Origin of the sequence: Fulvivirga kasyanovii (assembly GCF_009711405.1) — a bacterium.
GTDB classification, from domain to species: domain Bacteria; phylum Bacteroidota; class Bacteroidia; order Cytophagales; family Cyclobacteriaceae; genus Fulvivirga; species Fulvivirga kasyanovii.
Window position 1 is genome coordinate 1 of the sequence record NZ_SMLW01000660.1, and the last position, 24,515, is coordinate 24,515.

A 24,515-nucleotide genomic window follows, 5' to 3' on the forward strand; every position below is an offset into this window, starting at 1 on the left:
AAGAACAGATGAAGGATACTGTCAAGAAATTCGTTCAGGTACTTACAGACGGCGACGCCGAAGTAATCAACGAAGAGCAGTGGGGCTTAAGAAAGCTGGCTTATCCAATCCAGCACAAGTCAACTGGTTTTTACAACCTGGTAGAATTCAAGGCAGACCCTCAATTGGTAGACAAACTGGAGACTGAGTTTAGAAGAGACGAAGCTGTAATGAGATTCCTCACTACTGCACTCGACAAACACGCTCTTGAGTACAACGAAAAAAGAAGAAAAGGCGCATTTAGAAAAGACAAAAAGAAACCTAAGGAGGAGGCTGCATCATGACATTAATGAACGAACCTGTAAACAGGAACGAAAACAAAAACAAATACTGCCGTTTCAAGAAAAATGGCATTAAGTATATCGACTACAAGGATCCTGATTTCTTGTTGAAATTTGTAAATGAGCAAGGTAAAATATTGCCAAGAAGAATTACCGGCACCAGCCTGAAATTCCAAAAGAAGGTCTCTCAAGCAGTAAAGAGAGCCAGACACCTGGCATTATTGCCTTATGTAACCGATTCTTTAAAATAATAAGACTATTATCATGCAAGTAATATTAACACAAGATATAGCAGGACTTGGTTACAAAAACGACACCGTAGAAGTAAAACCAGGTTACGGCAGAAATTATTTGATCCCTCAGGGATATGCTATCATAGCTAACAACTCTAATAGCAAAATGATCGCTGAGAATATCAAACAAGCTGCTCACAAAGCTGAAAAAATACAAAAAGACGCAGAAGAATTAGCTAAGAGCATTGGCGACCTTACTGTTGAATTAGGAACCAAAGCCGGTGAAAGTGGAAAGATCTTCGGAGCTATCACTACCAACCAGGTTTCTGAAGCTTTAAAAGCAAAAGGTTTTGATATCGATAAAAAGAAAATCTCTTTCAGTCAGAACATCAAAGACCTTGGTGAATACAAAGCTACGCTTGACCTTCACAAAGAAGTTCAGCACGAAATCACTATTAAGGTTGTAGCTGAGTAATTCGCAAAGCAAAAACAAAATCAGAGCCGTGAGGATAAGTCTTCACGGCTTTTTTTTGTTTACAGGCATTTTTATTTTTCACAACCCAATAATTAAAACCGACGTTCTATTCATAAATGCAGTACTTATTCCAATCCCCAAGGTTAGGTTTCCGAAACTGGAAAACAGAAGACCTGAAAGAACTGTTCAGCCTCTGCTCAGACAGTGAGGTCATGGAATTCTTTCCTAAACCCCTGTCTGAAGACGAAACAAAATCGTTTATCATAAGAATGCAAAATGAATATGAAGCATTTGGCTTTTGTTATTTTGCCGTCGATAAGCTTGACACCCAGGAATTAATCGGCTTTATCGGCATTTCCCACAAGGATTTTCAAGCCGACTTCACTCCTTGCATCGACATAGGGTGGAGACTCAAAAAAAGCACCTGGAACCAGGGTTATGCTACCGAAGGCGCAAAGGCCTGCCTGGATTATGCGTTCGATATGCTCCACTTAACACATATTTATGCTATAGCTCCGGCAGTAAATGTCAAATCCGAAGCGGTAATGAAAAAGATCGGCATGAGTAAAGTGAAGAATTTCATTCACCCTCAACTTACCCACGATGAAAGGTTGGGCGAATGTGTTTTATACGAAATAAAAACTAATTAAAGCACGACTTATGGGCTATATGGGTTTTGGGATGAGAAAAGGGGTTTATACCAGAAAACCTAAAACAGCCTTCGCGAAAGTCAAAAAGCTCTATGATCAGGAGTTTAAGAAGAGCGGAGAAAACTACACCTACAAAAACTGTGATGCCGAAACCCTTGCCCGAATCCGCAATAAGATAAAACGACAAAAAAATAAATTGGTTTACCTGCAGTGGTCTGTCTTTATAATGCTGGTCGCAGCTTTTATAGTTGTGACCTACACATTCTTTAATAACCAGCACTACACTCCAAAACCCGTGGTAGAAGATACAAAGCCATATTTTAAAGCTGTAACGTATAAGTTAAGTGATAAAAGAACGCTTAAAGTTGAGTATTATAAATTTGGACCAAAGTGTGCGGAAACCAATTACAAAAATGGGCTAAAACACCAAAACACTGAAAGTTATTATCAATCCGGTGAGCAATTTCGCTCGGCAGCCTATTTCTATGACACGCTTGTAGTGGAAGTTTACTTTTATAAAAACGGAGACACTATAAAGAATTTTCCCACTATAACCGATGACAAGGTTTATCACATCAAATTGCCACTACCCAATAGTAACAAGATCGCTGAATTTGACTTTTATGATGGTAAGATTATGAAAGACTCCTATTTTGAGGCATTCGCAAAGTAATAATAAACACTGTATTGAAATTATCGCCAGCCTTTTAATGTTTAAACATTAAATACTATCTTCACCTATGGATTCATTGAAAACTTTCAAGCGATACACTGACAGTCTGGATAGTCAGGAGCAGACAATGCCTGCACTGTTTATTGGTCACGGCTCTCCTATGAACGGCATTCAGGACAACGCATTTAGCCAAAGCTGGAGAAATATAGGACAGCAGATACCTGTACCCAAGGCCGTACTGGTGATCTCTGCTCACTGGCTTACCAGAGGCACTCACATAACGGCAATGGATACCCCAAGAACCATCCACGACTTCGGAGGCTTTCCACAAGCTTTATTTGACGTGCAATATCCTGCACCTGGCAGCCCCGAACTGGCACGAGAAACGCAAAAACTCATCACCTCCACTGCTGTTGGGCTGGATCACGAATGGGGCCTCGATCATGGAACCTGGACAATTGTGAGGCACATGTATCCCGCGGCAAACATACCCGTATTGCAGCTTAGCATAGATTATTACAAGCCTGCGGCTTACCATTATAACCTTGCAAAGGAACTCGCCCAACTCCGCAGAAAGGGTGTACTCATTATTGGCAGCGGCAACATGATCCATAACCTGGGCATGATAGCTTGGGATAAAATGAATGAACCTAATTATGGCTATGATTGGGCCATAGAAATCCACAGTCTGTTCAAGGATAAAATATCCGCCGGTGATCATCAGGCACTCATTAACTATGAAAGTCTTGGAACAGCCGCAAAACTTGCCATCCCTACCCCTGATCATTATTTTCCGCTGATCTATTTAATGGCATTGCAAGGTGATAACGAAAAGCCTCAGTTCTTTAACGACCAGCTCGTTGGAGGCTCATTGAATATGACCTCGGTGAAGTTTGGCATCTCATAGAATCCCTATTCCAGAGCACCTGTAATATGCTGTAAGCCGGCAGACTACATATAATCTTTGGTAAATATTTTGAAATAGCTTTTCTTTATTTATATTTACGTAATCAGTTACGTAATTAATTATGAAGTTTTTTAATCAAGTAGGTAAAATGGCTATAGGTAGCCGGTTGCGCATGCTGACAGAGAAAATAACTGAAGATGCTGCGCAGATTTATAAGATGTACAATGTTGATCTACAGCCGAAGTGGTTTCCTGTTTTTTATGTTTTGTCTAATGGCGAACAGAAAACAATTACCGCTATAGCTAAAGAGATCGGTCACTCTCATCCATCAGTGAGCAGGATCATCAGAGAGATGTCCAAAAAAGGCTTTGTGACGGAAACAAAAGATAAAAGTGACGGCCGAAGAAATGTCGTGGGATTGTCGCAAAAGGGTATTGATGTGAACAACAAAGTCCAGACGCAATACAAAGATGTGAATGAAGTAATTGAGGACATCATATCGCAGACCCGGCATGATCTGTGGCAAGCCATAGAAGAATGGGAATATTTGCTAGAGGAGAAGTCATTATTGCGCCGTGTGCAGGAAAAGCTGAAGGACAATGAAAGCCAAAAGGTTAAAATCGTTGACTACTCTCCCAAATACCAGGAAGACTTCAAAAGACTTAATGAAGAGTGGATATCAAGGTTCTTTAAAATGGAGCCGGAAGATCATAAAGCCCTTGACCATCCTCAGCAGTACATTATCAATAACGGTGGCTTCATCGTGGTTGCCCTTTATAATGATGAGCCTGTAGGTGTATGTGCAGGGTTAAAAATGAATGACCCTGAATATGATTATGAACTGGCCAAAATGGCCGTATCACCCAAAGCACAGGGTAAGAATATCGGATGGCTGCTGGGACAGGCTGTCATCAGCAAAGCCAGAAAGCTCGGAGCAAAAAAGCTGTACCTTGAGAGCAATACTATTCTAAAACCAGCCATCAGCCTGTACCAGAAGATGGGCTTTCGCAAAGTTGCAGGTAGAATATCTCCTTATGAGCGATCGAATATCCAGATGGAGTTGGATATGTGATGTAGTAGGTTTTAAGCAGAGGCTGGATGGTGGCAGAAAACTCTGAAAAGACATATAGCCCTCTTAATCTTAAAAGTGGGTAGCATCTAGTATGCTCTTCAGAACAAGGGGATCGCTTCCTCCTACCGTCGACTTCAACGAGTTCACTGTTCACCGTTTACTGGTTCACAATACTCCCATTTGCAAGGAGGCAGGACAAAGCGACCCCTGATTACGAACTAATGTTCCTAATCAAGTAGTATAAACAGAGTTAAACATCACATAGTCTGTAGTGAGGTCTGATCCCCAGCCTTCAGCTTTCTTTTTACCGTTGTTGAGGTCTACTTTGATATGTAGTTGTGACTGCCTCAGCACTCGTTTCATATTGTTTCGGTCAAATTCCTCGGGTTTGCCCTGGCTGAGTACTTTTATTAATTCCTGGTCACTGCCCATGTACAGGTCTGTTTTTTCAAAATCAAAGGGCACCCCGGCGTTACCTGCGGCACACATGATCCTTCCCCAATTCGGGTCTCTGCCAAAGAGGGCTGTCTTCACTAATGTGGAGTTCGATATTTCACGGATAAGCTTTCTGCCCATTTCTTCATTGGGCGCATTGACTACCTCATACCTTACAAACTTGGAGCAGCCTTCACCATCAGAGACTATAGTCTGTGCCAGGTGGATCATGATCTCTTCCAGCTTTTCTTTAAAGCTCTCGTAGCCCGGATCTTTTTTAGTGGTAAGCTCGGGGTTCTTCGCCATACCATTGCAAAGTACTGCTACCATATCATTGGTAGATGTATCTCCATCAACAGTTATCATGTTGAATGATTTGTCCACTGCCGCTTTCACCGTTTGGTCAAGCAGCTTGGGCGATATGGCCACATCACATACAATGAAAGCCAGCATAGTGCCCATGTTCGGATGGATCATGCCTGAACCTTTGGCTATACCCGCCATATTGACTTCTATACCATCGACCTCAAATTCCAGAAAGCCTTCCTTGGCAAAAGTATCTGTAGTAAGTATGGCGTTGGCCGCAAATGAGCCAGCATTAGACTTATTGGATAACTTTCCTACGTTTTCCTTGATACCATTAACGACATCTTCGGTCGGAAATGGCTCTCCGATAAGCCCGGTTGATGCGACTAATACCAGGTCTTCATCAATCCCCAGCTCTTCGGCAGTGGTTTTTACCATGGCTTCAGCGCCTTGCCTCCCCTGGTCACCGGTACAGGCATTTGCATTACCGGCATTGATCACAATAGCCTGGGCTTTTCCATTGGCTATATTCTTTTTTGAAACTTTAATAGGTTCTGCCACAACCTGATTTTTGGTAAATGTAGCTGCAGCACTGGCCGGCACTTCCGAAAAGATCAGTGCCAGATCGCGGCGCATGGATTTAACACCGGTATGTGCCCCCCAACAGGTAATGCCTCTTACATTGGTTAAATTTTTAATCATCTTCTTATGGTTTGGATGTTATTTTTACGGGTTCATTGGTACTCGGCCGAGACCGGCAGTTTCGTCCCAGTCAAATAGTAAATTCATATTTTGTACTGCCTGCCCTGCGGCACCTTTTACCAGGTTATCTATAGCACTTATGGTAATGAAGTTATTGGTCCGCTCATCATAGGTGCAGTAGATATCGCAAAAGTTTGTGCCCCTAACCTCTTTGATGGCCGGAGGCTGGTCCGTAAGGCGAATAAAAGGCTCATCTTTATAATAATCCCTGAATACCTCATTGATCCGGCCTGTATCTACTCCTTCTTTGGGTTTAGCGTAAATGGTCGAAACTATACCCCGGTCCACCGGCAGCAGATGTGGGGTGAATTGAATGGTCAAATCTTCTTCTCCCTTTTTATTCAAAGTTCCCTCAATCTCAATGGTATGCCGGTGGGTTTTTACACTGTAGGCTTTGAAATTGTCATTCACATTCGGGAAGTGTGTGGCGGCTTTAGCCTTTACTCCTGCCCCGGTTGTTCCTGATTTCGAATCAACTATAATATTGGGCTCCACCATATTGTGCTCCACCAACGGAGCAAGCCCAAGGATTGCACTTGTGGGGTAGCAGCCCGGATTGGCAACAAGCTTTTTGCCCTTGATCTCTTCCCTGAATAGCTCGGGAATGCCATAAGCGGCATCTTCAATACCTTTGGGGTAAACATGGTCTTTATTATACCAGGCCTCATAGGTTCCGGCACTATCGAGACGAAAATCGCCTGAAAGGTCTATGATCGGATAAGGTTTTTCCGCATGGTCCTTGACAAAGTCCATGGACACACCATGGGGCAGTGCAAGGAATACTACATCAAGGTCTAACGATTCTATATCTTTAATGGAAACCAGTTGCATTTCTACTAATCCTCTGAAAAAGGGATGGACGTCTGAAAAACGGTCTCCTTTTCTACTCTCGGAAGTAATCGCCGCTATTTCCACCTCAGGGTGATGGAGCAGTATTCTGACCAATTCCGAACCTGTATAACCTGTTGCTCCTATTATTCCTACTTTCTTTTTGCTCATTTTGCTTTCACTTCTTTAATAGATGTAGCCATAACTTCAACTACTTTTTTCAACTCTTCTTCTGTAATGATCAATGGAGGCACAAAACGCACCACCTTGTCGGCCGTAGCATTGGCTATTACTCTATGTTCAAGCATTTTTGCGGCTACCGGCTTGGCTTCAAATTCAAATTCGGCGCCAACCATAAGGCCAAGTCCCCTCACTTCTTTCAGGCCTTCCGGATTGCTCTTTTTGATCTCGTTTCTCAAAAATTCACCTTTCTTCTCTACTTCTTTGAGGAATTCAGGCTCTTTGATAATGTTGAGTGTAGCCAAAGAAGCTGCACATGCCAGCGGGTTTCCGCCAAAGGTTGTACCGTGGTCACCAAAATCTATAGCCGACCCTACTTTTTCATTGCAAAGAATAGCGCCAACAGGCATACCTCCTCCGAGTCCTTTGGCCAAAGTCATGATATCAGGCTCAACACCGAAGTGTTCTTTTGCAAACATTTTACCGGTCCTTCCGATCCCACATTGGATCTCGTCGAATATCAATACTATATCCTTTTCATCACACAGTTTTCTAAGCTGATGAAGATATTCTTTGTCCACCACATTAATACCTCCCTCTCCTTGTACCGGCTCAAGGATAATGGCTGCAGTCTGATCATCAATGGCATTCTCCACTGCTTTTATGTCATTAAAGGCTACTTGCTGAAAGCCCTGAGGCATTGGTTCAAAGCCATTTTGCATGGCCTTTTTTCCCATAGCGATAGTCGCCAGGGTCCTGCCATGGAAAGAACCCTGCATGGCAATCACATTGCCGCCTCTTTTCCTGCTATGGGCATATTTTCTAGCCAGCTTGATGGCACCTTCCACTGATTCTGCTCCACTGTTGGATAGGAATACGCGGTCAAGGCCGGAAAGCTCACATAGCAATTTGGAAAGCATAGCCTGTGGCTTGCTTACAAAGAAATTGGAAATATGCACCAGCTCACGAGCCTGATTACAAATAGCCTCGGTAACAGCGGGATGGCAGTGGCCGAGGTTACATACGGCAATACCTGCCAGGGCATCGAGGTATTCGTTGCCCTCAACATCCCACAGTTTGGTACCTTTCCCTTTATCGAAAGCTACCGGATAGCGTCTGAAAGTTTGTAAATAGTATTCCTTGTCAAGTTCATTGAGTGTTGCGTTTGTTAACGCTTCCATAAATAGTTAGGGTTATAGTTTTATAGTAGTTCCTATAGATTGATTTTCATCCATGAGCGAAAGGATTTGCTCTGGTTTCTTCCCATTGATAATGGTGGCACGGGAAGCTCCTTTTTCTACTGCCAGGCGGCAGGCATCTGTTTTTGGTATCATTCCACCTTTAATAACCCCTTCATCAATGAATTGTTTGATGTGTTGTAGAGAAATTTCCCTAATCAGGCTATCGGGGTCATTAATATCCCTCATAAGACCATCTACATCTGTCAATACACCAAAAACCTGTGCATTCAGGTGTCCGGCAAGGCTGCCGGCAAAAAGGTCTGCATTAATATTATAGCTATTGCCCTCTTCATCTGTAGCTATACAGGTGATGACAGGTATATAATCCTGCTCAAGTAAAAGATAGATCAATCGCGGGTCTATCTGACTTACTTCGCCTACCTGTCCTAGGTCAGTGCGGATGATGTTTCCGTTATCGTTGTGCTCGTGATAGTACCTTTTGGCTGTAATGATCTTGCCATCGCGGCCAGAAAGACCAACGGCTGTCTGGCCAAGGCTGTTGATAATGTTCACTACTTCACCGTTGACCCGGCCTTTTAGCGCCATTTCTACGTAACGCAGTGCTTCAGGGCTTGTTTTTCGATGACCGTGTATAAACTCACTTTTGATATCAACCTGATCAAGAATTTCCTGGATAAAGGGACCTCCTCCGTGTACGATTACTACAGCATATCCCTGTGCTTTAAGCGTGCAGATATTTTTCAGGACAGCTCGTTGGAGATTTTCCGAGACCATGGCGTTACCGCCATACTTGATAACTATGATAGGTTTTGACTTGCTGTTTTTTTCCTCCATGTTATAGATGCTAAGTTAGGCAATAACAGAAGGAATAGAAAGAAATATGGCGTTTAATCTGAAATTTCAGCATTTTTAGAGAAACTTAGCAGCTCAAAGTGCTAAAAAAACCTATGTCAACCATTACTTATAATATTACTAACCATCAGGATTTTATCCGAAAATTTCACGACCTGGTTGATACATCTGTTTCCTACACTGACTACAGGTTGAACCCCTGGATAGCGACAGGAAAATATTTTGGCGAGATGAAATGGAATAAATTTGAGGTATATGGATTTGGTAAATTTCTAACAGGCAAACGACTGATCATGAAAGCAACCGGAACTGCTATACCCAGTCAGGCAAAAATCAGGTTAAGATTTATCAACAGGGGGACTCTGCTATTCTCTTTTATTGTGTTATTTTGGTTTGGAGCATTGGCCTTGCAATTAAATTTCTACCTGGGCCTTTTGATCCTGTTTTTGTCAGTAGCCCAATTTATCTATGGGTGGCTCCAATATTATTTATGTAAAACTGATTTTTTGAATGCCATTGAAAAAATAGCAGCCATCTAAAACATAACCTCCACCTCATGATCAAATTCAAAACCACTATCGGCCAGCTAGACTACCTCAACATGAAGTACCTTGAGGTACCCAAAGAAGTAGTTGATGAGTTCGGCACATTAAAAATCAGGCTTGTTTGTACTGTTAACAACTCCCTTAACTTTCAGTGCGGGTTAATGGCGCTGGGCGAAGGTAAAGCGTACATTAGCATCAATGCCAAACGCATGAAGGAACTTGGCGTAAAGTTGGGCGATGAGGTGCATGTAGCCCTTAAAAAGGATGACAGCAAATATGGCATGGATGTACCGGAAGAGCTGGCAGAACTGCTAAAACAAGACTACGAGGGCAAGCTCCGGTTTGACAAACTGACCCCAGCCATGCAGCGGTATATTATCTATCATGTGTCGGGAGTAAAAAGCCCAAACCTTCGCCTCGACAGGGCCATAATGCTTATTGAAAACCTCAAAAAATCAGTTGAAGGCAAGGAGACGTTCCGCTTTCTATTGGGCAAAGACTAGGGTAAAATTTACTCAAAAATTTCTCAAAAAACCGGAGGCTTTTTATTATCTTGTGCAGATTATCCAAAACCAAAAAGCCCCACATGCATAGGTTTACATTACTCCTGTTCTCCCTTATAATTTTCAACGCTCATGCACAAAATGGCAGGTTTATTCAACAGATTGATCTCAATGCAGAAGAAAATGCGCCCTTTTTCTCAAGGGTTTATTCATTACCCGAATTAGCCATAGAGGCAGTCCGGGCAGGAAAGGTTCATGCGTACGATGTTGATTATTCCACAAACAAGCTCACAGCTTTAAACCCGCATGAATTCAGGAGCAGATTGATCATGAGTGTAGAGGATTATGGTTTTGGATCTGTTGATACCATTTTCTTCACTGAAGGTGATTTTACTGCTTTAGAAATAGATGTCTCAAAAAAAGGCAATAAGATAGCCGGGATCAACTTTCTTCATTTCAGGGTAAAGGAAGCCCCTAATCCGGGCAAGCATGAATTTACTGTATCCTTTGCGGAACTATCCGATTACCTCAATCAAAAAAAAGCGCTATGGGTCCGCAACAGCACTCCCTGGTTATGGAAAGGCCAGATCGTACATACTAACGGCGATTTTGCAAGCAACATCGTTTACGATATGTTTCCTGATGCTAACTATAGCTATATACACCTATTGAAAGGTAAGGATGGTGATTATGCCAAGCTCCAGGTCTATGACAGAAACCATAAGCTGGCCGTTGAGCAACCTTTTGAAGACGCTTCCTCTGATTCAAAAATAAAACTTATGACTTCCGCCCTTTTGCAAGGCGATTATCAAATGCGGGCAGAAAAAAAGTTAAAAACGAATATCGAAGAATCATCAACTCCCGATTATCTCCTGGCCCCGGATCAAAATTTCTTTGTTATTCAGCATGAGGAAATACACCTGACCCATCCGGAAAATGCGAAGTTTTATATGGAAGAAAAAGAACTTCCCACGCTTATAATGGCAGCTATTGAGAGCGGTGAAATTTCCAGGGTCTATAAAGACAATCTGCTCACCGACCAGATGACAACAGAAGAATGGTTATACAACACCAGCGAGGAAGTAATGTACTTATCAGATGACCGGGAAACTGAGTATGATGAAACCAGTGAAGATAATTTTGAAATCCAGCGTGTAATGTACAGCGGTCGTTCGGCCAATATTGTATCAGTATCTTGGAAAAAGTATTTTAATAATAAAGGGGAAGTAATAGCACAAATGCCCCACTCTATAGGCTTATTTATCGGCCCGGAGCAGACGCTGACAGGACTAAGTAAATTATTGGGATATTTCTCGTTTAACGATGTATATCATGCCTTGAAAGATTCTCCAAAGGCTTATTATCAGACTTCCGAGTCGGGCAACTTTATCAATGACCTGATGAAGAGGGATTATTTTTCGTATTTTACTTCCACCTCGGGAATCTCCATTGAATCCAGATAATTGAGCAATAATGCTAGGGTTTAATTATTAACTGCTCTATGGATTTTTGAATTTCACTTCCATCAGTCATGCGGTATATCAGGTTAAAATTAAACTGTCCCTCCTTAACCGGTGGTATATTGAAGATTATTAAAAATTCCCCTCCATACTGCGTGTCCTCGAACTCATACAGGTTTTTGCCATAACTATGAACAGAATGATCCACCATTTGAACCAAATGATTAAGAGACTCCCCGGCAGCGATACCGGCATATTCAACATCGGATGTTAATGTTATTTCGTCTATTGAGTTTTTATTGATTGTTCTTTCCGAACATGCATACAGAGCCCCTGGGAAAGGCGCCATATAATCACTGTTAATAGATTGTCTTACGTCATGAGCGATATAGAGTGCCACACTATCATACCTTATAGCTCCATTTATAGGTTCATCTGAAAGTTCATAATAAAATCGTTGGGAAACCTTTTGTTCAAGTATTCTTTTGGCAGAAAAATCAAAATCTACAAATTCCAAATAATCCTTGGGAGGATTTAAACAACAACTTTGAAGAAGCTGAGTAGCCATTGAAAAACAGAAAATACAACATAAAGATGCGAGGAACCTTCTCATTATTGAATCTCAGGTTTTACTTATAATATTACCACAAAAGTAAACCTGAAATTTTTATTTTCCTTTTTAACTTTACCTTATGTTCAGAACAGAAATCACTCCACAGGCATCGCAGGAAAAAATAAACATTTCATCTCCTATCCTGTCTATCGGCTCCTGTTTTTCAGATTGCATGGGCCAGCGGTTCACCACTTATAAATTCGACAGCCTGGCAAACCCCTACGGCACAGTCTATAACCCTGTTTCTATTTTTAAACTTTTGGAATACACACTTTCGAAAAGCTACCCGGAACCTGCCACCTATGTGGAAACCCACGGTTTGCATGCCAACTATGACTTTCATTCCTCCTTCTCTCACGAGGAGCCGATGGAAATAGAAAAGGCCATTCAAAATGCCATAGATCATGCTCATAAACATTTGAAAAAATCAAACTGGCTGATCCTTACTTTTGGCACTTCATTCATTTATCGAAGAAAAAGCAATAAAGAAATTGTGGCCAACTGTCATAAAATACCCGCCAGCCGCTTTAACAAAGAGCTGCTTACCCAAAAACAGATCATTGAAAAATTTGAAGCTTTCCACCACCAGTTGATGAGCGTCTGCCCTGACATCAGGATCATTCTCACAGTTTCTCCGGTCAGGCATATTAAAGATACCATGGAGCAAAACAGTGTGAGCAAATCCATACTGAGGATAACCTGCGACACACTGGAAAGGGAGTATGACAATGTACAGTACTTCCCCAGCTACGAAATTATGATGGACGATCTTCGCGATTACAGGTTCTACAAAACGGATATGATCCACCCTACACGGGATGCCGAGGAATATATCTGGAAGAAGTTTACTGAGGCTTACCTTGACACCGATACGGCCTCTTTTGTAGAGGAGTGGGACAAAATACTCAAAGCTATACACCACCATCCTTTTAACCCTGCTTCCGAAGCTCACCAGAAGTTTTTGAGGGAAACTATAGCCCGGGTAAGGCGTTTAGAAGGTAAGATCGATATCAGCCAGGAGATAGCTCTGCTAGAGCAGCAGTTAACAGACAAATGAATGCCCTAAGACTGACCGGAATCATTCTGCTGGCAATACTGCTTACTAATTGCAATACTAAAACCTCAAATGAAAATACCATGAGCCAAGCTACTACCCATAAAGAAGCCAAAGCCAACCGCCTGATCCATGCTACCAGTCCATATTTACTGCAGCATGCCTATAATCCTGTAAACTGGTATCCTTGGGGCGAAGAGGCCTTGGAAAAAGCCCGTAAAGAGGATAAACCGATACTGGTAAGCATTGGTTATTCATCCTGCCACTGGTGCCATGTGATGGAGCGTGAATCTTTTGAAAACGACAGTATCGCCGCCATTATGAACGAGCACTTTGTGGCCATCAAGGTAGACCGTGAAGAAAGACCGGATGTAGACCAGATCTATATGGACGCAGTACAGGCGATGGGGCAAAATGGAGGCTGGCCACTAAACGTTTTCCTTACCTCTGACCAGAAGCCTTTTTATGGAGGCACATATTTTCCTCCCCAGGCCTGGGCGAAACTGCTGCAGCAGGTAGCCACGGTGTACCGTGAAAAACGCAGTGAGGTAGAAGAGTCGGCAGAGCAGCTCACCAATGCCATTGCCACCAGCGAAGTGGTAAAATACAGGCTGAAAGATGAAGGTACTGAATACAGCATCAATGCTCTGGATATGATGTATGATAATATAGGGCAGCACTTCGATAAAAAACGTGGCGGCTTCAATCGTGCCCCAAAATTTCCAATGCCCGGCCAGTGGCTTTTCCTGCTTCGGTATTATCATCTTACTGATAACCAGGAGGCCCTCAGACAGATAGAGGTGACGCTGAATGAAATTGCCTACGGTGGCATTTATGACCAGGCCGGAGGTGGTTTTGCCCGGTATTCCGTAGATGCCGAATGGCTGGTGCCCCACTTTGAGAAGATGTTGTATGATAACGGCCAACTGGTGAGCCTCTACTCCGAAGCGTATACCGTTACCGGCAATGAATTGTACAAGCAGGTGGTTTACCAGACTATAGAATGGCTCGAAAGGGAAATGACCAACAGCATGGGCGGCTTTTACTCGGCGCTGGATGCTGACAGCGAGGGCGAAGAAGGTAAATTCTACGTTTGGACGAAGGATGAAATTGAACAGATAACGGGCAATGACAGCGATCTGATCATTGATTACTACAACATCACAGAAGAAGGCAACTGGGAAGAAGGCAAAAACATTTTGCACAAGACAGTGTCTGACCGTGAATTTGCTACCAAAAGAGGTATAGATATAGAATCACTGGCTGAGAAGGTAGTCAATGCCAATACGCTGCTTTTAAAAGCGCGGACGCACAGAGTAAGACCTGGCCTGGACGATAAGGCGCTTTCAGGTTGGAACGGTCTGATGCTAAAAGGGCTGGTAGATGCATACGTAGCCTTTGGGGAGGAAAAATTCCTGATGCTGGCATTAAATAATGCTGCTTTTATAACCGACAGCATGAGTGATGGCAACCGCCTGTTCAGAAGCTACAAGGAAGGCAAAGCCTCGATTGACGGCTACCTTGAAGATTATGCGCATGTTATAGATGCTTTTCTGGCACTTTACCAGGCTACTTTCGATGAGCAATGGCTCACTCAAGCCCGCGAACTGACGGACTATACTTTGGAACATTTTTATGACAGCGGAGAAAAGCTTTTTTTCTATACTGATGATAGTTCTGAAAAACTGATAGCCCGGAAAAAGGAGGTATTCGACAACGTTATTCCTGCTTCAAATTCGCAAATGGCGATAAACCTGTACCTGCTGGGAGTCATTTATGACCATGAAGACTATAAGGCCAAAAGCAGGGCAATGATTGGAAAAATGACAACACTACTGGAAGGTGAACCTGCGTATTTATACAACTGGGGCATCCTTTATACATATCTTACTGCACCAATAGCAGAAGTAGCCATTGTCGGCACCAATGCCAAAAATGTCAGGATTGACTTTGCAAAAAAGTACTACCCCAATAAAGTAGTTATGGGCACAAAACAAAGCAGTGGCTTGCCTCTTTTGGAAGGCAAAATAACCAAAGGTGACGAAACTACAATCTATGTCTGCTACAACAAAACCTGTAAACTGCCGGTTACTGAAGTAGAAGAGGCCTTTGAACAGCTAAAATAGAGAGACTCCGGGAGCGTTATTCTGCAATGCTCCCAGCCTTTTCATAGGCAAGTATTTCGCTTTTGAGCCATTCAGGTATGAGTATGGTTTTTCTTTCCTTCATGTCAAACATCACCTGTGTGCTTCTCCCTTGTGCATGAAGTATGGTTTGCCCCTCATGCTCTGTACAGATCAGGTACTCCAGATCAAAACTTTTGCTACCGAAACGCATGGTACGCACCCAAACAGTTGGCTTGCGATCCGTCAGCTTAAGCTCCTTTTTATAGTCGCAGGAGATATTAGCGATCAAAAACATGTTTTTATGCCAATCCCAGGTGGTGCTTGACGCAGACATGTATTTGCCACGGCCCAATTCGAAATATTGAATGTAAATAGAGTTATTGACATGGCCCAGCGGATCAAGATCCACCCAACGCACTTGCAAGTCATCCTTAAAAGTAAACTGTTCGAAAATATCCATAATCTGATGTAATGTAATTTTGATGAACCACTAAGCTGTATAGCTGATGCTGGCCCAATGTGATCCGGCAAATATATGGTTTATGAGGTAAAGATGGCAACCGGCAATTGCAATAGGCAAAAGTTCCATAAAAAATAACTCAAGGCCGGCCAATGAGGGTTAATTGGCAGGCAACAGTATGGGGGCAATGGCTTTTTTCCATATTTCATAGCCGGCAGGGGTCATGTGGATGCCATCTTCTACATAAAGGTCCTGCCTGGGCTTACCTTCTTCCGTGAGCATAGGGGTGTATACATCTATAAAGCTGAGGTATGGCTTACCCTCGGCATATGCTTTAATCAACCTGTTGGCCTTTTCCATCTCCTCTGCCTTTGCCCACCTGGCAGGACTTGGCTTGATAGATAATACACTGATCTGGGCTTTCGGAAACCTCGCCCTTATCATACCATAGACTGTACAAAAATCTCCATAAACCTCAGCGGCACTCTTTCCGTGGGTTATGTCATTGTCTCCTGAATACAGCACCACCTGAGCAGGGTTATACCTGCCTATTACCCTTTCGAAATTTTCAATGATATCTATAAACTCTGAACCACCAAATCCTCTGTTAATGATATTGTCATTATTCAACTCATCAGCCACATCTTTCCACATACGAATGGATGAGCTCCCTGTAAAAACAATGACACCTTCCTTGGGAGGGTTACTCAACCTGTCCTGCTCATCAAACTTTTTGAATTCGTTTTCCCACTTAGCCTGACCGTGTAGTGTACCAGCCCAAACTATAAGAAGAACAAGTAAGGGCATAATTCTCTGAAACCTGAATAACATATGAAGGTAGTTTTTATTGTATGTTTTAAAGTCCTTAAAAAAATGCAAGAAACCAAAAACATCTTTCCTTAAATATATGGTTTATACCCGGTAACCTTTCCTTGCTTCATCGGATAAAGTCCTACATCCCAAAAACTGATTTATGGTTTTAGACTATTTACAGATACGAATGCCCCATTGATTTAGATTTTAATTTTAGTTTTGTAAAGGCCACCTCCCCAAATGGTCATTTTTTAATTATGACGTGTAATGCATTATAAATCTCCTTTTCCTGTTTTAAGCTATAGCGGAGTAGACCTGCAGGAAGTCAATGACAGCACCCTGACCAAAGCAAAAAAAATACTGCTGGTAGAGCTGGACCATGCAGAAAAGGGCACTTTAAATATTGACGGGGAGGTTTTTACCAAAAACGATATTCTGCTACTATTTGAAAGCCTTTCAAATGCAGAGCACATTATTTACCACCGTTGGGTGCATGAAAACCCCGGACTGAGAGCCTTGCTCGAAAATAAGAGCATTGACAACTATGAAGTACTCTTTGATAAAAGCCTGCTTAATCATGAAAAAATAGTCGGGTTTAAAGCATTCATCTCTCCATTCCTTGCCCAGCCTCTGGGCAAAATACTGAGCCAGGCCTTCACCCGGCAGGAATACACAAAAGGCCTGAAGGTGATCACGGCGGCTCAACTGGTGGAGCAGTCGGGCTATGACATCACCTTTGGAAAGCTGCAAAGCAACATCAGGGGGATCATACAGGAACTTAAAATTTTTAACGAGCGTGGCGCAGAGCAGTTTAAGGAACACCAATGCCATTATATCAACTACTACTTCATCCAGTTCCTTAACCAGTTACCAGACACGTTTGAGACACTGCGGGAAGATTTTGCCACCGCACTGATCAACCTCACTATAACCATCCAGCACAAACACCCACACCTTTGCAAAAGACTTTACTTTTCCCTTAGTGCGCTCAACTGCTCGGAGGAAGTTAAAGAGATCATTAAAAACAACCTGAAAGTATTTCAGCGGGCAGCAGAGGGTTCCTCAGTAGAAAAAAAAGCGGACCCCGAACCACAGGGTGCTACAGCACTGATACTGAAAATGAGTTTTATGGCCGTACTCTTCTTCATTCTTATTTTGAAGAACTGTGATAACAGCAGCTCAACACACAGTAGTTACAAAATGGATTTTTCCCAACCTTTTTTACATAAACTAACTCACCTAAAGAACATCCAAGACCTGAAAAGCCTGAGCCTGGATCAGCTTAACTATGGAAACAAAACGGTATCTGTAGACAGCATAGTTGACTTATCGGATACTACCATATGGCCGTACGCTTCTGAATACAAAAACCTTTTAAGTTACACACCCGAAACCGGCAGAAAAGTCTATCTCACTAATGAATCAGATTATGATGCTGTTGTTTTTCTGTCTACAAACTTGTACAACTACTCCACTTTTTTATTCTCCGGAGAGAAAATATCGTTTTACACCAGTAATGATGATTATGTGCAGTTTTATTTAGGTAAGCAATGGGCATATGGTCTACACTCTAACCAGACAAACATACGTCGTGAACATTTTACAGAAATTGATTCCACCACACTTACATATCTGGAAAGCATCTGGCAAAACCAATGCAACAAAAGCACAAATTGCAGGGATTCCAGTTTTTCACTTTATGTCGATGATTCCGATAAGGTCCAGTTTTCAGGTAATACGTACACCAGCGGTTTTAGAAAAGTAAATGAGTACTTTTATATTAAGAAAGCTACGGACACAAAATAAAAACATCACCCGATTCCGGTACCCTTAAAATTTTTCCACACACTGCTTTCTTTCTTTGCCGGCAACAGGTGAAGCAGGTTAAATACAATAACCTTTAGCTCCTTATAGTTCTGCCTTTCCAGCGCTTTTTGCCCTTGTTCTTTGAAATTGGCCGCCAGCTTCTTATCCGTAAAGCTGGAATTATCCATAACCGAAACCCTGTAATACAGGTCTATTATGCCCTCATCAGAGTTTATATAGAGTTCATTATTTAGTGACTTCAGTTTCTTCACATGGCTCTCTACCATATATACACTCTGCCCTTTCATCACCTCATTTTCGCGATCTGCAATTTCTTTGAAGCGCAATTTTATAGTCTTATCATCGCTTTCCTCCACCTGAGTCTCCACTCCTTCCTTAAGCTGATAATATTCTATGCGTGCTTTGGTGAGGCGGGCATGTTTGCCAAGCTGATCGTACTTCTGAGCCACGCGACGTTTCCTCTCACAGATGTGATATTTTTCATCACCAGACAGGGTATTTTTCATCAATGCGACCTCCTCTTCCACCGCCATGGCCTCAGCAAGATATTCGCGCAATGTTGCTGCCGTTTCAAAATCCTCTTTCCCTTCTTTTTCCTTAAGGTCCTTTCTGATCTTATGTATGAGCAAGGATAGTTCTTCCTCCAACCGGGTTGTGCTTACATATTTTTCGGAAGAGTTAAACAAATGGTCAAACTCCTGATCTGTCTGATTGAGGTATACACTGATGTGCAGGTCCCGCGACTCCGTGATCTCCATTCTTATTTCCAGATCAGAGCCCTTCACCAGGTCCATATCCAGTTTGGCAGGATCTATTTCAATGATTCCGATAGTCTGATTGGTTTCCGGCAATGCATAACGGTCGCCTTCCAGTACATTCACGATCAGTTTTTCTTCTCCATCCCGGTAGATCGTCTTTGAAACCTCGCGGTAGATTGTTTTATTTAATGGAAGAATGCTGTTTTTGGGAAACACTACCTCCAGCTTTGTTCGCTTTTCTTCAAGATCATCCACTTCGAGACATATATCATGAGGAAGCGGCTGCCCGTCAATGCTAAACTTTCCATGCAAAATTCCTATAAGGGGTATATTGTTGGCAACGGGTACATTTTGGACGTTCAGCACCTCCACTTTAAAATTATTTAGTCTGTCTGGCGCCAGGGTCAAAAATTCCCTTACTTTCTGTTTTGCATTCCTTATGCCTGTATCAAAGCCTCCATCTTCCCGCCTGATCCGGTAGAAATAGCCTTCTACATTGCTCTCAAAGTCGAGCAATAATACCTCCTCACCATCCATACTGGATTTGGGGTATGATACCCTGGCTTTAATCTCCTGGTCAGAATTTGAAACTTCTTTTTCCTGCGTAGCTTTGACCTTTTTTGGTTTTCCGGCAGCATACTGCGCTGCGCCTGCGGCAACGGCAGTTGTGGGATCTACAGAAGTGTTAACCTCTGTTTTCAGCCTTGTTTGCAAAAGCTCCTGCACCAATGGAATATAGGTGCTGCCTCCAACCAATATCACTTGCCGGATATCTGAGGGCTCAAGTTCATTGTCAGCCAAGAGCTCTTCCACAAGGTTCAGGGTATATGAAAGTTTTTCCCGGATGCATTCATTGAACTGGTCACGTGTAACAGTAATAACGACTTCTTCCTCTATCCCATCTTCGTCATTGATCTCCAACTCCACGTCCACTGCCTCTTTTACTGACAGTTGCTTCTTTGCCTCCTCGGCCTTGAGCAACAACACCTGATACAGCCTTCTGAAATCCAGTGTCCGCTCTTCATATTCCTTTTTCAGATAAGCCAGTGCAGGATTCCGGAATATCTCCTTAAGGAATACATCAGTCACCAGCCTGTGGTCAAAATCCAGACCTCCTAAAAAATTGTCACCTCTATGGTCAACGATTTTTAACTCCTGCTCGTTGATGGAGGCAATGGCCACATCGAATGTGCCGCCACCGAGATCATAGACCAGCCACTTCCCAGCTTTTTCAGCCCTGTCTCCTTTATTGGCAAAAGCCAGACAGGCAGCTATAGGCTCCTGGAGCAGCACTACCTCTTCAAAACCCGCCTCATAACCAGCTTTCTTGGTAGCATTGGATTGTATGGTATCAAATGAAGCCGGTATGGTAATCACTACCGAAGCTACTTCTTCACCGGTATGGATGAAGGTTTTAAGCTCCCGTAGTACGTAGGCGGACAACTCCACCGGCGTTTTGGTTTCGCTAAGGTTACCTACAAAGAAAGTCTCAGTGGTACCCATTTTCCTTTTGAAGCCACCAAATACATTTTCAGGGTCTTTGCCCAGCAGTTCCCTGGCTTTATCCCCCACTATTATCCTGTTTCTTCTGAAACCTACTACTGAAGGCAGGGTCTGCTTCAAGTCCAGCGGGTTTTTAAAAACTTCTACCCCATCATGGGTCGATCTGGCTATTGCGGAATTAGTTGTGCCCAGGTCGATGGCAAAATCAATGGTACTGCTCATACTTATGCTTTCTTTTCTACGATCACCACGGCTTTTTGTACAATACCGGGTGCTCCTCCACTATCTTTGAAAATGATTGGCTTGATAACTTTGCTTATATACATATTACCATCCTCAAAGTCACCGACAATACTGGCTTCACAGTCGGTACGTGTATCATTATAATCTTCATGCAAAGGGTTGTGAAAAGTGTAACCAAATTCCTCCAGGTGATGCTTCATCCTGTTGACATTTCGGGCAACGCCTGATGAATCCCCTTTCGCTGAGAGCTTCTGCTCAATCTCAAAAACCTGATTGGCAATTCCGATGATGGAGTCCATATAAATATAGATGTTAAAGCAGTTAAACTTAAATAGTTATCTAATCAAAAAAACTCGGGGGTTTTAAAGTTACCGCAATAATGTGTGGGTTCATAATTTTATTTTTGGGAACCTGGGTGCTATTCTCAGAAAAGTTTAAAATCTCCATGCTCTTTGAAATTTCCTGTTTCAGTAGCCATTAAACTATTGCGTACAGATTCAAAGTATATTAAAACGAACTATTAAACAGATTTAAGTAGATTCAGAAACTTTCAAGCTTGGGCAAAACTAATATGAAACAGATATTACCTCTAAAGGAAAAGGTAAATCTGCAGGGGCAAGGATCATTACTTATATCATTACAGAAGACAAGGAGATTTACCTGGTGCATATTTATGACAAAAAGCTAACTTGAAAATATTACGAAAGATCAAATTTTAGAACTTCTTGATAAAGTCGGTCTGATCTAACTCCTGATAAAACAAAAAGTCCGATATCTCTACCGGACTCTTCTAAATTTCATTTAATGACCATGACTATAACTGATCGGCTTGTGTTATTCACCAACCTCAATCATCACGGCCAGCCCCTCATAACCTACAAGGATTATCTTGTTATCGGAGATGAATTGCACATCACCCCAGCTATTCAGTCCAAAATCATGATTTATCCGGCTCCATTTTTCACCGCCGTCAAAAGACATCATTATAAACTCGGGGTTGCTTAAGTTATTGGATTTGTTATAACCGGCCACAATGCCGACATCTCCCCTAATCGCCAACTCCCTGAGCCTGTTATCGTAGCCGGTGTCAACATTTTCCCATGTTTCCCCTCCATCAGCCGTCTTGAAAAGCATTCCTTTTTCTGTTGCCGTGCTGTACTGTCCATTGTCGCCAACAGCAAACCCTGAATTTCCTTCCATGGAGATATCCATTATCTTCACTCCTTCTGCTACATCTATTGGCGTCCAGTCCACACCCTTATTCGTGCTTTTCAGCACTACACCTTTAGCCCATGCTCCGCCGGAAGCCAATATGGTATTATTACCCAGAAAGGCAATTTCATGAAGGGCATTGTTTTCAAGTGGAGTAGTATTGATTATGCTCTCCCAGCTTTCTCCTCCATCAGAGGTTGTAAAAAGCTTGCCATTTCCACCGGAAGTAGATCCAGCGAGAAAGCCGGTCTCAGCATCCAAAAATCGTATATCAGCCAGGTATATACCCGGTTCGATATCGATCCTTTCCCACGTATCGCCTGTATTTTCACTTTTCAGAATGGCTCCATCCGATGTGGTGGCAAACAAAATATTGTCTGTCGATGATGTTACATCTGTTATATAAAAACCTGTATTTGAATATGCCTCGGCCCAGGAGGCACCCCCATCTGTTGATTTGAGTATTATAGCTTTTTCTACACTGACCGAAGGAGTTCCCCCTGCCAGGAACCCACTTTGTTCATCAATAAAATGGATCGAGAAAAAAGAAAGGTCCGTACCTGTAGTAAGTTTTGTAAAGGTTAACCCTGAAGTACCATCATTGCTGTCATCGCCATTATCATCATCGTCATCATTATTATCCCCATCTCCCTGATCAACCTGATCGTCTGCGGGTTTTACGCCGTCATCATCTGATGAACATGCGGCAAAGCAAAAACATAAGATTAAAGCAAAAATAAAGTGCTTTCTAAGCGCCATAGTAGTAGAAATTAGTGTCGTTAGGTGAATAATTATTTAACTAAGACGCTAAAATATATAATGTATCATTGAAATATATTAGTTATTTAATATTTATTTTATACGTTTAAACATCTTATAATTTAGCATCTTTTAGTTTCTCAAAATTTGATCATTGAGAGCAGTGCTACCCGCACCATACACAATAAAGACACCTTGCTTTATAAAATTACCGATTAACCCAGATCACAAAAAAAGCGGGAATAATCCCGCCTTTCCTGTTCATTAATCAACTAATTTTCCGTTTACTGCACATCCCACCAAACTCTTGTATCCAGGTCATCAGCTCCCTGCCGGGCCACTGCATTTTCATAGTTCGCCTGGTTGTTTTGCGACTCAGAGGCCGGGTAAGCCTGGCGTCTCGGGATTTGGCCTGAGTTATTGGCTGCAGCAGGTGCGGGCACCAGTTCGGGGTAGCCTAAGCGCCTCCATTCTGCCCAACCTTCATAACCTTGCATGTATAAAGCCAGCCATTTTTGCTCACCTATGAGTTCAATAGCTTTGGTATCGTCAAAAGCAACCGAGGTTTGCTGGATATAGCTTTCATACGCTGTCTGGTCAAATACATCCCATTGTTCCATGCTGGCCTTGATAGCCGCATTATAAAAGCTCTCTGCACTACCTCCGGCATTCCATCCGTATGAAGAGCCTTCGGCAAGTCCAAAAAGCACCTGCGCATAGGTCAGTATAGGCACACTGGAATCCTTGGCTTTTACATAAACTGAATTGGGCAGAGACACCTCATCAAAACCGTAACCACCAGCCTCTGCATTACCAAGGCCATAGGGCATACCTGTATAGACATCTCCGGCACTGGCGCCAATAGGATCGGCATATGTGGCAACTCTCGGATCATTAAGCGCTATCAGCTTGTCTACTATCGTTGCACTTACTGCATTGTCAGTACGGGTTAGAAAGTCATTGTACCTGGGGTTATCAAATACTCCATTGCCTAAATAATGATATATGGCATTATCATCATTGGAAGCCAGCACCCCATCGGCAACTGCTGCCTCAAACTCTGCTTTTGCAGTTATAGCGTCAACATCAGATATTCTCAAAGCCATTCTCAACCGCAGGGAGTTCGCAAACCTTTTCCACTTATCAGTGTCACCATTGAACAGGATGTCTCCCTTTGGCGCTGCCCCGGCATCAAATTCCTCTATTGCATTATCCAGTTCTTCAAATAGCGCAGCATAGATAGCCGATTGGGTATCATAAGCCGGGGTAAGATTTTCCAGCGCCATAAGCGCCTCTGTATAGGGCAGATCGCCCCATCGATCCGTAGCGTGAAGAAAAAAATAAGCTTTTAATATTCTGGCTACTGCGATCTGATTAGCATTTGATCCACTCTCTGCCGCCATTTCCATGGTTGCAGGATCACTGTTCATATCAATGACTTTTTGCAGGTCGCTAAGCGGGCCACTGTATATGGATGTAAAATCGAATTGGGTAACGCTATAGCGCGAATTTTCGGTATACCGGGTTGCTGACCAATATTGTGCATAGTACAAGCCTGTAATGCCACTTTCGTACGTGGGCATAGAGTGAATGGCATTGGTCAGAAAGCCTGCCACGGGCACACTGGTCGGATTATTAGGGTCTACATTGGTGTCCCCAAAATCGCCACAAGCAGTAAGTATAATTATGAGTGGTATTATAAATTTATTCATTTCTGTAATTTTTTAATTTTAGAATTTACCAG

At 42.6% G+C, this 24,515-nt stretch carries 24 protein-coding genes; 13 read left to right on the forward strand and 11 right to left on the reverse strand.

Annotated elements, in window-relative coordinates; genetic code table 11:
• Nucleotides 1–8 precede the first annotated feature (8 nt).
• The 7 genes from rpsF (at nucleotide 9) to E1163_RS25460 (ending at nucleotide 4,330) form a co-directional block, all read left to right on the forward strand.
• Nucleotides 9–323, forward strand: a complete 315-nt coding sequence (rpsF, locus tag E1163_RS25430; RefSeq protein WP_246223894.1) for a 30S ribosomal protein S6 — start codon at nucleotides 9–11, stop codon at nucleotides 321–323.
• Entirely contained in the window at nucleotides 320–571 is a 252-nt protein-coding gene (gene rpsR / locus E1163_RS25435) for a 30S ribosomal protein S18 (RefSeq protein WP_040495468.1), read from the forward strand. The genes rpsF and rpsR overlap by 4 nt, the downstream gene beginning before the upstream one ends.
• Nucleotides 572–584: 13 nt before the next feature.
• Complete coding sequence (gene rplI / locus E1163_RS25440; protein ID WP_155175703.1) at nucleotides 585–1,028, forward strand: 50S ribosomal protein L9; 444 nt, start codon at nucleotides 585–587, stop codon at nucleotides 1,026–1,028.
• A 116-nt stretch (nucleotides 1,029–1,144) separates the two neighbouring features.
• Complete coding sequence (locus tag E1163_RS25445) at nucleotides 1,145–1,678, forward strand: GNAT family N-acetyltransferase (protein WP_155175705.1); 534 nt, start codon at nucleotides 1,145–1,147, stop codon at nucleotides 1,676–1,678.
• Between the two features lie 10 nt (nucleotides 1,679–1,688).
• Nucleotides 1,689–2,351, forward strand: coding sequence for a hypothetical protein (locus E1163_RS25450; protein ID WP_155175707.1), 663 nt, complete (start codon nucleotides 1,689–1,691; stop codon nucleotides 2,349–2,351).
• Between the two features lie 67 nt (nucleotides 2,352–2,418).
• Complete coding sequence (ygiD, locus tag E1163_RS25455) at nucleotides 2,419–3,258, forward strand: 4,5-DOPA-extradiol-dioxygenase (RefSeq protein ID WP_155175709.1); 840 nt, start codon at nucleotides 2,419–2,421, stop codon at nucleotides 3,256–3,258.
• Between the two features lie 121 nt (nucleotides 3,259–3,379).
• Nucleotides 3,380–4,330, forward strand: coding sequence for a bifunctional helix-turn-helix transcriptional regulator/GNAT family N-acetyltransferase (locus tag E1163_RS25460; RefSeq protein ID WP_155175711.1), 951 nt, complete (start codon nucleotides 3,380–3,382; stop codon nucleotides 4,328–4,330).
• A gap of 231 nt (nucleotides 4,331–4,561) precedes the next feature.
• Here the strand turns inward: E1163_RS25460 and argJ are convergent, their stop codons facing one another.
• Genes argJ through argB form a run of 4 tightly spaced genes read right to left on the reverse strand, consistent with a single transcriptional unit; the run spans nucleotide 4,562 to nucleotide 8,877 of the window.
• Nucleotides 4,562–5,773 carry a bifunctional glutamate N-acetyltransferase/amino-acid acetyltransferase ArgJ gene (gene argJ, locus E1163_RS25465; protein WP_155175713.1) on the reverse strand — a complete coding sequence of 404 codons (1,212 nt, stop codon included), beginning with the start codon at nucleotides 5,771–5,773 and terminating at the stop codon, nucleotides 4,562–4,564.
• A 24-nt stretch (nucleotides 5,774–5,797) separates the two neighbouring features.
• Nucleotides 5,798–6,832, reverse strand: a complete 1,035-nt coding sequence (argC, locus tag E1163_RS25470; RefSeq protein ID WP_155175715.1) for an N-acetyl-gamma-glutamyl-phosphate reductase — start codon at nucleotides 6,830–6,832, stop codon at nucleotides 5,798–5,800.
• On the reverse strand, nucleotides 6,829–8,022 hold the full coding sequence (locus E1163_RS25475; protein WP_155175717.1) for an aspartate aminotransferase family protein: 1,194 nt from the start codon (nucleotides 8,020–8,022) through the stop codon (nucleotides 6,829–6,831). Before E1163_RS25475 ends, argC begins: the two co-directional genes overlap by 4 nt.
• A 12-nt stretch (nucleotides 8,023–8,034) precedes the next feature.
• Nucleotides 8,035–8,877 (reverse strand): acetylglutamate kinase, encoded by an 843-nt coding sequence (gene argB, locus E1163_RS25480; protein WP_155175719.1) that lies wholly within the window; start codon nucleotides 8,875–8,877, stop codon nucleotides 8,035–8,037.
• A 113-nt stretch (nucleotides 8,878–8,990) separates the two neighbouring features.
• Here argB and E1163_RS25485 point away from each other — a divergent pair, with 113 nt between their 5' ends.
• From E1163_RS25485 to E1163_RS25495, 3 genes are all read left to right on the forward strand, one after another.
• Nucleotides 8,991–9,434 carry a hypothetical protein gene (locus E1163_RS25485; RefSeq protein WP_155175721.1) on the forward strand — a complete coding sequence of 148 codons (444 nt, stop codon included), beginning with the start codon at nucleotides 8,991–8,993 and terminating at the stop codon, nucleotides 9,432–9,434.
• A 17-nt stretch (nucleotides 9,435–9,451) separates the two neighbouring features.
• The gene (locus tag E1163_RS25490) at nucleotides 9,452–9,943 is read left to right on the forward strand and encodes a DUF1905 domain-containing protein (protein WP_155175722.1); all 492 of its coding nucleotides are present in this window, start codon (nucleotides 9,452–9,454) and stop codon (nucleotides 9,941–9,943) included.
• Between the two features lie 83 nt (nucleotides 9,944–10,026).
• On the forward strand, nucleotides 10,027–11,406 hold the full coding sequence (locus E1163_RS25495) for a hypothetical protein (protein WP_155175724.1): 1,380 nt from the start codon (nucleotides 10,027–10,029) through the stop codon (nucleotides 11,404–11,406).
• Nucleotides 11,407–11,419: 13 nt separating this feature from the next.
• Here E1163_RS25495 and E1163_RS25500 read toward each other — a convergent pair whose 3' ends face one another.
• Nucleotides 11,420–11,920: a hypothetical protein gene (locus tag E1163_RS25500; protein WP_155175726.1), complete on the reverse strand. Its 501-nt coding sequence runs from the start codon at nucleotides 11,918–11,920 to the stop codon at nucleotides 11,420–11,422.
• Nucleotides 11,921–12,095: 175 nt separating this feature from the next.
• Between E1163_RS25500 and E1163_RS25505 the strand changes: the two genes are divergently transcribed.
• Nucleotides 12,096–13,073: a GSCFA domain-containing protein gene (locus E1163_RS25505; protein ID WP_155175729.1), complete on the forward strand. Its 978-nt coding sequence runs from the start codon at nucleotides 12,096–12,098 to the stop codon at nucleotides 13,071–13,073.
• Nucleotides 13,070–15,196: a thioredoxin domain-containing protein gene (locus E1163_RS25510; protein WP_343033967.1), complete on the forward strand. Its 2,127-nt coding sequence runs from the start codon at nucleotides 13,070–13,072 to the stop codon at nucleotides 15,194–15,196. The genes E1163_RS25505 and E1163_RS25510 overlap by 4 nt, the downstream gene beginning before the upstream one ends.
• Nucleotides 15,197–15,212: 16 nt before the next feature.
• Here E1163_RS25510 and E1163_RS25515 read toward each other — a convergent pair whose 3' ends face one another.
• Complete coding sequence (locus tag E1163_RS25515; RefSeq protein WP_155175731.1) at nucleotides 15,213–15,656, reverse strand: acyl-CoA thioesterase; 444 nt, start codon at nucleotides 15,654–15,656, stop codon at nucleotides 15,213–15,215.
• A gap of 159 nt (nucleotides 15,657–15,815) precedes the next feature.
• The gene (locus E1163_RS25520; RefSeq protein ID WP_155175733.1) at nucleotides 15,816–16,487 is read right to left on the reverse strand and encodes an SGNH/GDSL hydrolase family protein; all 672 of its coding nucleotides are present in this window, start codon (nucleotides 16,485–16,487) and stop codon (nucleotides 15,816–15,818) included.
• A 249-nt stretch (nucleotides 16,488–16,736) separates the two neighbouring features.
• On the opposite strand from E1163_RS25520, the gene E1163_RS25525 reads away from it, so the two are divergent.
• Nucleotides 16,737–18,275, forward strand: coding sequence for a hypothetical protein (locus E1163_RS25525; RefSeq protein WP_155175735.1), 1,539 nt, complete (start codon nucleotides 16,737–16,739; stop codon nucleotides 18,273–18,275).
• 5 nt (nucleotides 18,276–18,280) lie between these two features.
• Here the strand turns inward: E1163_RS25525 and E1163_RS25530 are convergent, their stop codons facing one another.
• The 4 genes from E1163_RS25530 to E1163_RS25545 form a co-directional block, all read right to left on the reverse strand.
• Nucleotides 18,281–20,779, reverse strand: a complete 2,499-nt coding sequence (locus E1163_RS25530) for an Hsp70 family protein (RefSeq protein WP_155175737.1) — start codon at nucleotides 20,777–20,779, stop codon at nucleotides 18,281–18,283.
• A gap of 2 nt (nucleotides 20,780–20,781) precedes the next feature.
• Entirely contained in the window at nucleotides 20,782–21,099 is a 318-nt protein-coding gene (locus E1163_RS25535) for a hypothetical protein (RefSeq protein WP_155175739.1), read from the reverse strand.
• Between the two features lie 535 nt (nucleotides 21,100–21,634).
• The gene (locus E1163_RS25540) at nucleotides 21,635–22,771 is read right to left on the reverse strand and encodes a WD40/YVTN/BNR-like repeat-containing protein (protein ID WP_155175741.1); all 1,137 of its coding nucleotides are present in this window, start codon (nucleotides 22,769–22,771) and stop codon (nucleotides 21,635–21,637) included.
• Between the two features lie 284 nt (nucleotides 22,772–23,055).
• The gene (locus tag E1163_RS25545; protein WP_155175743.1) at nucleotides 23,056–24,483 is read right to left on the reverse strand and encodes a SusD/RagB family nutrient-binding outer membrane lipoprotein; all 1,428 of its coding nucleotides are present in this window, start codon (nucleotides 24,481–24,483) and stop codon (nucleotides 23,056–23,058) included.
• Nucleotides 24,484–24,515 lie beyond the last annotated feature (32 nt).